Origin of the sequence: Paenibacillus sp. P2(2022), assembly GCF_029522175.1 — a bacterium.
Lineage (GTDB): Bacteria > Bacillota > Bacilli > Paenibacillales > Paenibacillaceae > Paenibacillus > Paenibacillus polymyxa.
The window spans coordinates 353,886-366,819 of the sequence record NZ_JAKWFI010000003.1; the positions used below are offsets into that span (position 1 = coordinate 353,886).

The 12,934-nt window shown below is 48.4% G+C and carries 11 protein-coding genes; 2 read left to right on the forward strand and 9 right to left on the reverse strand.

Annotated features, from left to right (window positions below):
- Window positions 1-77 precede the first annotated feature (77 nt).
- From MMB75_RS13375 to kduI, 7 genes are all read right to left on the reverse strand, one after another.
- Complete coding sequence (locus MMB75_RS13375) at window positions 78-668, reverse strand: GNAT family N-acetyltransferase (RefSeq protein WP_257126425.1); 591 nt, start codon at window positions 666-668, stop codon at window positions 78-80.
- A 65-nt stretch (window positions 669-733) separates the two neighbouring features.
- A complete protein-coding gene (locus tag MMB75_RS13380) occupies window positions 734-2,101 on the reverse strand; it encodes an MFS transporter (RefSeq protein ID WP_257126426.1) in 1,368 nt (455 codons plus the stop codon).
- A 97-nt stretch (window positions 2,102-2,198) separates the two neighbouring features.
- Window positions 2,199-3,344, reverse strand: coding sequence for a winged helix-turn-helix domain-containing protein (locus MMB75_RS13385; protein ID WP_257126427.1), 1,146 nt, complete (start codon window positions 3,342-3,344; stop codon window positions 2,199-2,201).
- A complete protein-coding gene (locus MMB75_RS13390; RefSeq protein WP_025366103.1) occupies window positions 3,325-4,563 on the reverse strand; it encodes a CynX/NimT family MFS transporter in 1,239 nt (412 codons plus the stop codon). The genes MMB75_RS13385 and MMB75_RS13390 overlap by 20 nt, the downstream gene beginning before the upstream one ends.
- 249 nt (window positions 4,564-4,812) lie before the next feature.
- Window positions 4,813-5,589, reverse strand: a complete 777-nt coding sequence (gene kduD / locus MMB75_RS13395; protein WP_123797773.1) for a 2-dehydro-3-deoxy-D-gluconate 5-dehydrogenase KduD — start codon at window positions 5,587-5,589, stop codon at window positions 4,813-4,815.
- A gap of 49 nt (window positions 5,590-5,638) precedes the next feature.
- On the reverse strand, window positions 5,639-6,283 hold the full coding sequence (locus tag MMB75_RS13400) for a bifunctional 2-keto-4-hydroxyglutarate aldolase/2-keto-3-deoxy-6-phosphogluconate aldolase (protein ID WP_257126428.1): 645 nt from the start codon (window positions 6,281-6,283) through the stop codon (window positions 5,639-5,641).
- Between the two features lie 74 nt (window positions 6,284-6,357).
- Window positions 6,358-7,188, reverse strand: a complete 831-nt coding sequence (gene kduI, locus MMB75_RS13405; RefSeq protein ID WP_017428648.1) for a 5-dehydro-4-deoxy-D-glucuronate isomerase — start codon at window positions 7,186-7,188, stop codon at window positions 6,358-6,360.
- 340 nt (window positions 7,189-7,528) lie between these two features.
- Here kduI and MMB75_RS13410 point away from each other — a divergent pair, with 340 nt between their 5' ends.
- Window positions 7,529-8,485 (forward strand): sugar kinase, encoded by a 957-nt coding sequence (locus MMB75_RS13410; protein WP_025366106.1) that lies wholly within the window; start codon window positions 7,529-7,531, stop codon window positions 8,483-8,485.
- 181 nt (window positions 8,486-8,666) lie between these two features.
- Here MMB75_RS13410 and MMB75_RS13415 read toward each other — a convergent pair whose 3' ends face one another.
- On the reverse strand, window positions 8,667-9,680 hold the full coding sequence (locus MMB75_RS13415; RefSeq protein WP_257126429.1) for a LacI family DNA-binding transcriptional regulator: 1,014 nt from the start codon (window positions 9,678-9,680) through the stop codon (window positions 8,667-8,669).
- A 285-nt stretch (window positions 9,681-9,965) separates the two neighbouring features.
- The gene (locus MMB75_RS13420; protein WP_016822716.1) at window positions 9,966-11,375 is read right to left on the reverse strand and encodes an MATE family efflux transporter; all 1,410 of its coding nucleotides are present in this window, start codon (window positions 11,373-11,375) and stop codon (window positions 9,966-9,968) included.
- A 356-nt stretch (window positions 11,376-11,731) separates the two neighbouring features.
- On the opposite strand from MMB75_RS13420, the gene MMB75_RS13425 reads away from it, so the two are divergent.
- Window positions 11,732-12,739 carry an acrylyl-CoA reductase family protein gene (locus tag MMB75_RS13425; protein WP_277507938.1) on the forward strand — a complete coding sequence of 336 codons (1,008 nt, stop codon included), beginning with the start codon at window positions 11,732-11,734 and terminating at the stop codon, window positions 12,737-12,739.
- The last annotated feature ends 195 nt before the right edge of the window (window positions 12,740-12,934 follow it).

The following is a 12,934-nucleotide window of genomic DNA, read 5'->3' on the forward strand; positions in this document are numbered from 1 at the left end:
TCGGTCATCCTTGCGCAAACAAGTAACTTTATCATTTAATTATATCTCTTCTTTAAACCCCTGTAAACGTCATTGAGTCAACTTTTTGTTTTTTCCACATACCGGGCACAGTATTCATGCTGCAGCATACTCATCAAAATCGAATCGTGGTATTGATGATTGTAATATAGAGCATCCCGCTGCACACCTTCACGTTGAAAGCCTACTTTTTCATAGCAACGGATGGCCTGTTCATTAAAATCAAATACATTCAGCTCAATCCGATGCAGGTTACAAATACCGAATCCATAGCCTAGCATGAGCACAAGCGCTTCGGTGCCGTAGCCTTTACCTTGATTCCCCTGCTCATTGATCGCAATACGGATGTTGGCGCTGCGATTCAGGCTGTCCATATCCTGTAGCGCAATATCCCCGATGACACGATCATCTTCCTGAAGTGCAATGAGCAGCTGCAGGCTTGAGGAATCCTGTCCTTTAGCTTCTATATAACGAGCAATTTGCTCTTTGGTAAAGCTTCGCTGTGTGCCCGTCAGCCTCCGCACTTCCTGATGAAACAACGTATTATAATACAGCTCGGTGTCCTCCACGTTAATGGGACGCAAGTACACTCGTGATCCTTCAAGCAGTCGTGCCACTGGCGTTGCGGACGAATAATTTTGAGTCAACATGATCTCTCCTATGCTAAAAATATTGATGCTACAATAATATAAATTTCTTAAATGGAAGCAAACGATTACGCTAGATCGACATTTTGTTCAGTCGAAGGGGGAGGATCAGCAAGAGACTCGCGCCAAATTACAGATTGAAGCAGAAGTCCTGCCAAACCCAGGATTCCAACAGACATCCCGATCCAGACAAAAGCCGTTCCTGCCCCTGCTATTCGGATCAATACTCCCCCGGTAAGCGGCGAAATGACCATGATCGCTCCAATCACGGTACTTTGAATACCGAAGACACGCCCCACCATATCAGCAGGGGTTTTGGCTTGTAATATGTAATTCTGGGTGATAATGTACAGACCATTCCCCACACCTAGCATGGCCCCGATCGTAAGCAGTACGGGTAGTCCTGTCCCGGGCTGCGCCCAGCCTAAAGCGGCAATCGCTCCGCCAATCAGCACATAGCCTCCACCGAGTCCCCAGCCTGCGCTTATACGATTCAAGCGATTAAGCACAAGCATACAACCAACAGCGCCAGCACCTATGGCGGAAACCAGCCAGCCAAGCAGCGATTCGTTGCCCGGAGCGAGCACTCTCAGCAACGTAGGGAACTGGTAGTCGATCATAAGAATGGCGATCAAGCCGAACAGCCCGAATATGAGCGTATGCAAAAGCATTCGACTGCGCCAGAGGAACGCCCAACCCTCCCGCCACTGATTGAAAAAACGGGATACGTGAGCAGGCTCTCCCTCCATCTTGGCATCATCAGCCCCATGCGCTGTAACCGATGTCGACTTTCCGAGCTGCTCGTCAGCACCAGCAACCGCTTGCTGGTCTGTGCTGGCCAGCGCCGGACCGATTCCGCGCAGCGGCCATAGCAAGAGGCCGGAGCAGAGGCGCAGCAGTGCATTTAGGATAATGCATGCTTGCGGGGACAGCACAGTCAAGGTCATGGCGCCCAGCAATGGTCCCGCCACTTTGGAGGCCTGATTGACCAGGCCATTCAGTGAGGTTGCACGGAATAGGTCGCCACTGGCGACTACTGTACGAGTCAAACCTTGCTGTGACGGCATTTGGAATACGCCAGCCGCCGCGCGCAAGCCGAGCAAAGGCAACAGCCACACCGGACCAGGGACGGCGAGAATCGTCAGCGTCAATAAGGCGACAGCTATATCGCAGCCGATCATCAGTCGGGCCTTATGTACCCGGTCGGCTAACGTGCCTGCAATGGAACCGAGCAGCAGACCCGGTAGCGCCATAACTACCGGAATCAGCGCAATCAGCATCGGGTCAGCTTCCCAGCGGTAAGCAACAAGCACCTGAATGGCGATAGCATCAAACCAATCACCAAAGGAAGCAGCCGTATGTGCCGCAAACATCCGCCGAAAATGGCCATTACGCCAAATGCTAGGCGTGGATTGCAATTCTTTATTTTCCTTCATTTCTACTCACCCTGCTCTCATTTTCTGCTTCTTTAGCAATAAGAACATTCTAGCGGGCCTATATCAGAGGAAAATCAGACAGCTAATGAAGTCAGGCCTAAGAAAGGATCTGCTCCAGCCAGTGCCTTAGCACTGAACGATGCAGTGTTAAACTGTTGTCCCGGTCAAGCTGATCATACTGAGTCGCATACTTCTCTTCCAGCCTTGGATACGGGCTGCAAAGCTTTAAAAAACTACGAATTTGACTTATTGCTTTGATTTTTAATAGCTTCTGTTTCGCCATATCAAGGGTGACCAGCCCCTCATCCATGAGCCGCTCGGCCTGGTCTACATCTCCAGTACGCAACAGCATAAGTCCGCGCAGCAAGCGATAACGGCCCAGTTCGCGCAAATACGGAGCCTCTGACAGCATGCCTTCCAGACGATCAGACAGTTCGGCAGCCTTTTCCATATGATTGGCGACCAGATGCATGTACATCTCCATGAGCGCAACCGGCATCACAAATTTATCAAGATCATCCCGCTCCATAACCTTGAAGGTCAGTGGTAGACCTTTCTGTGCGCGTTCAGGTTGTCCATTCTCCACATAAGCCTCCAGAATATTGAGGATACGTAATTCCCGCTCCTGATCACTGGACAGCAATCCGCTGGCAAGCGCACGTTCACATAGGGCAAGCCCTTGATCCGTTACCCCTGCGGTGCACGTATAAAGCAGCAACATCCAATACAAACGGTCTGCGGGTGCAAAATCCTCTTGTTTCAAAAACCAAGCTACATCCGCCTGTACAAAACGGGTATACATTTGATAATAGGCAGACATTTGGAAACCCATCTGCTCCTGCTGTTCAGCCAGCGCTACGATGGAATCGCCTTGCCCCAGCAGGTGATACTTTCGGAAAAGTCCATGAACGGCGTCCTGTACTTCCTGATCGTGCAAAGAAGGATGATTTCGTGGTTGTATGCCAGTCAGGGTCAAGCTGTAGCCATATCCTCTGACCGTATGAATACGGAGTCCATTCCATGACTTAAGTTTTTTGCGCAATCTATAGATATGATCATCCACTGTACGCTCCACTGGATATTCCAGTGGCCACACACGATCCAGCAGTTGTTCCCGGGTGAACACCTGATTCCGGTTATCGTATAAAAAGCGCAACAATGCAAACTCTTTAGCCAACAACATAACACGATCTGCATTATAGACCACACTGTAGCCATCTGCATCAAATTGCAGCCTGATCATCCACCTCGCCTCCGACATATCGTTTCTTAGCTGCACCCAGCCCTGTAAACATAAGCAGAACACTCAGGCACAAGAGTAAAAGCAGCGGAATTGTCCAGCCTTGTGTCGCATCATGCAAATAGCCGAACAGCGTCGGCCCAGTCGCTGCTAGCAAATAACCAAAGGATTGCGCCATACCTGACAGCTCTGCTGCCTGCTGCGGTGTTCGCGTCCGCAAATTAAAGAACATCATAACTAGCGGAAAAGCAAAACCACCTGCTATACCCATACAAATGACCCAAATCACACTCCACTGTGTAGCCCCGAGCAGAAATCCACCCAGACCTATAAAATAGAGCGCAGCCATAATCAGAACCAATATCCGCTGATCCTTCACTCGCGCCGCCCAAATAGGCACAATAAAAGTAAATGGCATTTGCGAAAATTGCATCACAGACAGCATCCATCCCGCAGTCTCTGAATCCATTCCCTGTCCGCTCATCATTTCGGGAAACCAGGCAGCAGGAACATAGAACAGGGCAGATTGCAGCCCCATAAACAGAGTTACCTTCCAAGCCAAAGACGATTTATACACATTCACCGTTCGGGCAGATACTACCGCTTGACTTGCCGTTCGGCGCGCCTTAAGGAGCTGCGGCACCCAGAGTAAAATACCTAGGACACCGACAATCGCCCAAATCCCCAAAGCACCGCGCCAGCCCATTCCTCCGTTCAGAGCCAGCGGTATACTCAGACCGGATGCTGTTGCAGCGACCACATTCATGGATACGGAATATACGCCGGTCATTAGTCCGCTGTTGCGTGGAAATTCCTCTTTGATCAAACTGGGCAGCAAAACATTGCACACAGCAATAGCCAGTCCCAGCATCGCAGTCCCGACAAATAATGCAGTCACCCCCAACGTCGAGCGCACTACAATACCTGCGGTCAACAGCAGCAAGGCCGCAAAAATAATAAGGGAAGACCCGAAGCGCCGCGACAGTTTGGCTACAAAAGGCGACAACAGTGCAAAAGCAAGCAGCGGGAACGTCGTTAACAGACCACTTAGTGTATTCGAAATATGCAAAGAATCCTTAATCAAACCGATAAGGGGTCCTACCGAAGTAATCGAGGCGCGCAGATTGGCACCTACCAGGATGATCCCTGCGGCAAGCACCCAAGGACCTGCATGCCACAACGATTTGTATACCAAAGCTCGTTGGTGTTGCTGTGAACTCATCTCTCCATTCTCCAATCCATTCTGTATTATGCTCAAAGGCTCCAACCAAGTGTAACGGCTGGAGCCTAGGCAATTTTTATCTCATTAAATTATAAAGGCATTCGTGCCATATGCATAGGACGGATCGACACAACGCCCCAAATCTTCATATTCAGCTTACAGGTTCATCAAACAAATAAAAGCTGCCTGAAAGGACAAGTTCCTTTTGAGGCAGCTTTCAGTTCATAGCTTCGATGTGATTGGCGCTGATTAACGTACCAGCCAGCCGCCATCCACCGCCAAGATATGACCATTCATGTAGTCCGAACCCTGACTGGCGAGGAAAACAACAACCCCCATCAGGTCAGACGGATCACCCCAACGACCCGCAGGAATACGTGACAAAATCTCTTGATTGCGATTCTCATCCGCACGAATTGGAGCCGTGTTCGCCGTAGCAATATAACCAGGGGCAATCGCATTAATCTGAACGTTATGAACCGCCAGTTCGTTCGCAAATGCCTTGGTTATGCCAGCTACTGCGTGCTTGCTTGCTGTATATGGCGGAACGAACTTGCCGCCCTGGAAAGCAAGCATAGAAGCGACATTAATAATCTTCCCGCTTTTTTGCTCTACCATTATCTTCGCCACTTCCTGGCTCAAATGGTATACAGCATTCAGGTTGATTTCCATAACAGCGTCCCAATCTTCATCTTTATACTCCAGCAAAGGAGCGCGGCGGATCGTACCCGCGTTATTGACAAGGATATCAATTTTGCCAAATTCCTTGATGCACTCTTCTACAAGTTTTTTAATGGATGCTTTTTCAGTCAGGTCTGCCTGGTGAAAAGCAAACTTCACACCCGTTGGCTCCAGCAGACGTCTTGTTTCTTCATAATCATCATTGTTAGCTACAATGAACAGGTTTGCGCCTGCTTTGGCCAAAGCTACGGAATATCCTTGACCTAATCCACTGTTGCCCCCTGTTACAATCGCCGTTTTACCTTTTAGACTAAAAAAATCCAATGAAAAATCGTCCAGACCCATGCCTACGCCTCCATCACAAATTAGTATAAAAACCTATATTTTCTGAAGCCTACAACGCTGCACGTACTTCTTTGTATTTAGCCACATAACGCGCTGCATTTTCTGTGATCAAGTCGTAGCGACCTTCCTTGGCTGGAGCCGTCAAATTGCCTCCAATGCCCACGGCCACACAGCCGTTACGCAGCCAGGTTTCCATATTATCCAGATCAACGCCACCGGTTGGCATAATCTGCACGTGAGGCATTGGCCCTCTCACGGCCTTAACAAAGTCCGCCCCCATCGTATTGCCCGGGAACAACTTCACAACATCACTACCCAATTTCATGGCTTCCTTGATCTCATTCAGCGTCATGCAGCCAGGCATATAAGGAATCGCATACAAATTGCATAGCTTCGCTGTTTCTTCTTCAAAAGAAGGACTTACGACAAATTCTGCTCCAGCCAGAATAGCGATTCTCGCCGTCAGTGACTCCAGTACAGTTCCTGCACCAATAACGGCCCGATCCTTAAATTCGTCTCTCAATCTTCGAATGACCTGATCCGCATCTGGCGTGGTAAACGTAAGCTCAATATTATTCAAGCCGCCTTCAATACAGGCTTTGGACATTTGATACGCTTCCTCCGCTGTGTTTCCCCGTATGACTGCGACAACACCAACCGAAGTAATATGTTCCAAAACTTTCTTTTTCGTCATGTTCCTGATCCTTTCCACGAATGGGATGACCATGGTTCCTCAGCCGCTTGCAGGTCTACGTTCCAATGCAATGATTAACGCAACTCGCTCATGGCTACCTGATCCATGTCCTTGTATGTTTTATTTTCACCAGCCATGCCCCAAATGAAGGTATAGCTACCTGTAGCTGCACCGCAATGGATAGACCAAGGCGGAGAAATAACGGCTTCATCATTTTTCATGACCAGATGGCGTGTTTCGTTCGGCTCACCCATCAGGTGGAACATTCTGGCGTTTTCGTCCAGTTCAAAATAGAAATACACTTCCATGCGACGGTCATGAACATGTGTCGGCATGGAGTTCCACACACTGCCGTTCTCCAACGTGGTCATCCCCATAACCAACTGGCAGCTTTGAATGCCTTCGTCATGGATAAAGCGACGTAACGTACGGTTATTGGCTGTTTCTTGCGAACCCAGACTTTCAGACGGCACATCGGCAAAAGACTGCTTCGTCGTTGGATACGTGGTATGAGCCAAGGCTGAAACGATATAAAATTTCGCAGGCTTTTCGCTGGAATCGCTTTCAAAGATCAACTTCTTAGCACCTTTACCTACGTAGAGACAGTCTTTTGTGGCCAGCTCGTAAGTTTCACCATCCACCTTGACCGTACCGCTGCCGCCGACATTAAAAACACCCAGTTCACGGCGTTCCAGGAAAGTTTCCGCTTTGATTTGATCGCTACCTTCCAGTGCAACAGATTTATTCACGGGATGAATGCCCCCGATAATGACACGATCTTCATGCGTATAGACCAGCTTTACTTCCTCAGGTACAAAAAGCTCCTGGATCAGATAGTGCTGACGCAACTCTTCAGTCGTAAAATGCTTGGCATGTTCGGGATGAGTTGAATAACGCATTTCCATAAAAACATTCCTCCTGTTTAGATAAACTTTTTTATCAACGGAATTGTTATAAAAGCGGTTTCTAACTCTACTTCTTAGCTAGAATTGTAATAATTATCTAAGAGTGTGTCAACCCAAAACTTCATCATTCCTAGAAAAAGCCTTAATATTCGCGGATTTTTATACGATTTTTACCTTTTGATAAACAAAATCATATTTTTTTATCTACATTGCCCAAAAAGTTTTTAGCAAATATATCAACTTACTCATTGTGAAAAACCGATTTATGTGATAATTTCATTTTATTCAAGCGGCGCATACGCTTACAGATTTAGTTTACTAAACATAAGGAGGAATTCAAATGACCGCAACATTGGATGCTGTTACCTTTGGAGAACCCATGGCTATGTTTTACGCCAATGAAGCAGGCTCTCTGGATGAGGTGCGTTCATTTACCAAAGCGCTGGCCGGGGCGGAGACGAATGTTTCGGCCGGTTTGTCGCGTTTGGGGCTACGAGCTGGACTCGTGACCAAGCTCGGCGAGGATACGTTCGGCAAGTTCATTGCCGATGCACTGCGTCAGGAGAAGATTGACACCCAAAATGTCATGTTTACCAAAGACCACTCTACTGGGATGCTGATTAAATCCAAAGTTACCAGCGGCGACCCTGAGGTCGAATATTTTCGCAGGCATTCCGCCGCTTCCACACTGAGCATTGCTGATTTTAACGAAGCTTACTTTGCTGGGGCTCGCCACCTGCACTTTACAGGTATTTCTGTCGCACTTTCCCCTGAATGCCGCGACTTCGCTCGACATGCGAAGCAGTTTATGAAAAAGGCAGGCAAAACCGTATCCTTCGATCCCAACCTCAGACCCAAGTTATGGCCTGACACACAAACGATGGTGGAGGCGATTAACGAAGCATCCGAGGGTTGCGATTGGCTGCTGCCAGGCATCCATGAGGGTAAAATACTAACAGGCTATACTTCGCCTGAAGACATCGCTTCGTTCTACCTCGATCGCGGCACCTCGCTGGTGATCATCAAGCTGGGAACCGAAGGCGCCTATTACAAATCCGCAGATGCAGAGGGATATGTCAAGCGTTTCCGCGTAGATCATGTCGTGGATACTGTCGGCGCAGGTGACGGCTTTGCCGCAGGTGTGATCAGCGCGCTGCTGGAGGGATTACCCCTGGCTGAAGCGGTCAAACGTGGTAATGCACTTGGTGCGCTGGCTGTCATGTCCGCTGGAGACATGGACGGCTATCCGACACGAGCCGAATTGGAAGCTTTTTTGCTCAGCGCCAGCACGAATTAGTCTGGGCTCATTCCCCGCATAACCTTCACCGCTACGAGCGCAAGCTCAACAAGGCCGCATCCAAGTCAGCCTTAACTTCCAATAGCCCGTATTCACATTTGTGTGACCTGAGCAGCATGCGCATACTCAGGTCACACAAAGGAATACGGGCTATTTTTATAATATGTGACACAATGCTCGTCTACAGCGTTTTGACGGATTCTCCACGATTGATATCCGGCACAAATCGGTAAATAATCGGAACCGACTCGCCGCCTTCCTCAATGCTGGACAGCAGCGTTTTTGCCGCCTGTTTCCCCATATCCGCAATCGGTTGTGTAATGGTCGTAATCGGCGGATTGTAAATATGAGCAAACTCCGCATCGTCAATCCCGATAATGGAAAGCTCTACCGGAATGCGTATACGGCGGGCATTCACATACTTCAACGCCTCAGCCAACACGATATCATTCCCGGCCAACAATGCAGTCGGCGGCTCCGGCAGTTGGAACAGTTCCTTCAGCGTCTGCTGGATTTCTTCTCTCGGCACGCTGCGCATATATTCTTCACGAAATGGCAAGCCATGCTCCTCCAGCGCCTTCTTATATCCGCTGAGCCGCTCCACTCGTGGAGTAATCCGATTCAAGCCAAGGGGCAAGGTAATCAGCGCAATTCGTTCATGCTTGTGAGCCACAAGTTCCTGAATCGCCAGCTTAATCGCCATTTCGTTATCCAACAGCAGGCTGCGTGTATTGACACCGTCTACCAAGCGGTCCAAAAACACCAATGGATATTTTTCACGAATGAGCTGGTTGTAAATGTCTGCATGCTTTCCTGTCGGGAAAATGATTAAGCCATCCACTTGACGGGCCTTGAGCATCTCAATATACTGACTTTCCTTGTCGGGGTTTTCATCGGCGTTGCAAATAATCACCTGTATGCCAAAGCGCTGCAATTCCTCCTCAATCGCACGGATAGACTGAATCGACAGCGTATAATCAATGTTGGCTACAATGACTCCCACCATAAACGTCCGGTTTTGCTTCAAGCTGCGGGCTAGCCCGTTAGGCTGATAGTTCAGCTCTTGAATAACCTCGGCGATCCGGTCTTTGGTTTGGTCGCTCATATATTTATATCGTTTGTTCAGAAATTGCGAGACAGTGCTTTTAGACACTCCCGCCTTCTGGGCAACATCTTCAATCGTCGGCTTCTTCATCGGTACACTCCTTGTCTTTCATGTACTGCGTTAGTGCAACAAAAGTATATCTTTCTTTTAGTAAATTTACCATACTTCTATTTATGAATGCCATTATGATATATTCTGAGCTTAAAACTTACCTGTGGCGCCACTGCGCGTTTTTTTCATATACAGTTTCTGGTTCTCTGCTATTTCCTCTCTATGCAGCAAAAAGAGGCAGCTCAAGATGTTCTCTTGAACTACCTCCACGTATACAACTCTATCGAAAAGCTAGATTCTAGCTAACCCGAATTATTACTTGGATTAGTGCGCCGGAACAGGCGTTGCAGGCTGATCTGGTGTATCGTGCTCGACCAGCGAATGCTTCTCCCATAACCGGCTTCTCCAGCGGGCATACATGATGACAGCACGAGTCCATTCATCAGCAGCAATCGCCAGCCACACACCAGCCAGTCCCATATCCAGCTTGAATACCAGCAGATAACCCAGCGGCAAGCTCATGCAGACCATGGAGATCAGGCCCATAAAGACCGGGAACTTGGCATCTCCAGCAGCACGCAACGAGTTAATAATGACGATATTCGTCGTCCGGCCAGTTTCCAGCAGAATGCTAAGTAAAATAACCTGTGCACCCAAACGAATAATCTCAGGGTTTTCCGTAAACAAACCGAGCAAGGGTACACGGAAAAAGATAACTATCGCATCAATGATCACAGTCACGAGCAGCGCCCATTTCACACTGCTCAATACACGTTTATAAGCCGTATCCTTCTCTCTGGCTCCCACGAGTCTTCCCACTACGATAGCTGTTCCCATACCAACTGCCATACTGAACAAATAAATATAGCTCGAAATATTATTGGCATATTGACGTGTCGCCATTGCTTCTGCGCCCAGATAGGTCACGTACAGTGTGAATATGAGCTGACACGACTGATACATGATGGACTCCAGCGCGGATGGTACACCAATACGCAATATTTTTGAGATAAATTTTTTGGATAAATGGACGTAATATTTCCACTCGACACGGACCTCAGTTACCCGGTACATCAGCCAGAAGAAGATCAAGAGACAAATAAAGCGGCTACCTACTGTAGAAATAGCAGCACCCTCTACACCGAGTGCAGGCATTCCCCAATGTCCCAAAATCAAAACATAGTTGCCGACCACGTGGATCACGTTCATAAAAACCGATACATACATCGTTTCTTTGGTAAAACCGTGCGTACGAATGGTCGCCGCCAGCGAGTTAATCAATGCCTGAAGGAAAATGGCCCCCCCGACGATACTCATATAGGATTCCGCGTAAGTCAGAATATCACCCTGGACATTCAGCCATTGCAACATATGAGTACCAAACACAAGAAAAATGACGCTTAGCAAAAGACCTACCATTAAATTCAGAGTAATGGCCGTACCCGTCACCTGGGCCGCTTCGACTAGTTTCTTAGAACCGATATATTGAGCTACGACGATAGCAGCGCCGTTGCCGATAACCTCCAGTACAAGGATAGCGATTGAAATAATTTGATTGGATGCGCCCACACCCGACACTGCATTATCAGATACAGAGCTGAGCATGAATGTATCGACGCTTCCCATTAGCATAAACAGGAACAATTCAAGGAAAATAGGCCATGTCAAACGGAACAAATTCAGTTCCTTGGCTTCGGACAATACCGAACCATTTTTTAGTGCTCTGGTTGTCATTCATTCACCTTTCTTCATAGAATATTTAACGATCAAAGGGTATGTTAGCACAGTCATTCTGAAAATACATCCCGTTTACGTAAAATGATTTGAAAAATGCGTAAGAATTCATTTATCACTCTCTTTATAATTGATTATCGAACTTTATTGAAATAGATTGTTGCAAGAATATATCCATAATCCGGTATTTTCGACGTAATTATAAGCTAAAGGGTATAATAGATTAAGAGCTTGTGAGCATTGCCGCTGACAGGCTGTGCAGATTGTTGTATGCTGCATAAGCATAATTTGTATATTAGAGATGGAATATATAGACCATTCATAAGCTTAAACGGTAATAAAGGAGGCTTTTACAGATGACTCAGTCATTTCATGCCCTTGTCGTCGATCAGACGCAGGACGGTGAAGTTCAAGCAGAGGTTCGTTCTTTGGAAACTGGCAGTTTACCTGCTGGAGAGGTATTGATTCGTGTCGCTTATTCCAGTATCAACTATAAAGACGGGCTTGCCGCCCGCAAGGATGGCAATATTGTCAAAGCCTATCCATTCGTACCCGGCATAGATTGCTCGGGAACTGTCGTCTCCTCGGAGGATAGCCGCTTTAGCGAGGGACAAGCGGTACTCGTTACAGGCTACGGGCTGGGTGTGTCTCAATTCGGAGGATTTAGCCAATACGCGCGTGTGCCTGCGGACTGGGTAGTTCCGCTTCCAGACGGACTCACGCTGAGAGAGGCGATGATTTTCGGGACAGCCGGATTTACCGCAGCCCTGTCGTTATATCGGCTAGAGCAAAACGGCGTTGCACCGGAGAAGGGCAAGGTACTCGTCACCGGAGCAACGGGTGGCGTAGGCGGTGCAGCCATTGCCTTGCTGCACAAGAGGGGCTACCATGTCGTAGCCAGCAGCGGCAAAGCCGAATCGCATGATTACCTCAAGGCGCTCGGAGCAGCCGAGGTTATTTCGCGTGAGGAGGTCTACGACGGTGCCGAGAGCATCCGACCGCTAGGCAAGCAGCTTTGGCAAGCGGCTGTAGACCCTGTAGGCGGAAAGCCGCTCGCTTCGCTGCTTAGCCAGATCGCCTACAACGGCTCTGTTGCCGTGAGCGGCCTGACAGCAGGCACCAAGCTGCCTACGACGGTGCTACCGTTTATTTTGCGCGGTGTAAATCTGCTGGGCATAGACTCTGTCTTTTGCCCCTATGACACCCGCGTAGCGATCTGGAAGCAGCTCAGCAGTGACTGGAAGCCGGAGCAGCTGGAGCAGCTCGTTGAGCGCGAAATTGGCTTGGCTGACCTGCCAAGCGCGCTCGAAGACATCCTGGCAGCCCGCTCACAGGGTAGAACGATTGTACGGCTAGCTGATTAAGCGGGATTATGCCCGCAAGCTATCCGTTAGCGTGTTTTTGCCCCGAAGGAGTGCTCATCCCGTAGGGGCTAGCAATGAAACATATAAGAAGCCTGTAAATCTGCAGTTTTGAGATTTACAGGCTTCTTTTTTTGTGTGGTACATTGGAGAAAAAGTGGACACATTCGAAGCGGACGATCTATTTTTCACAACCAA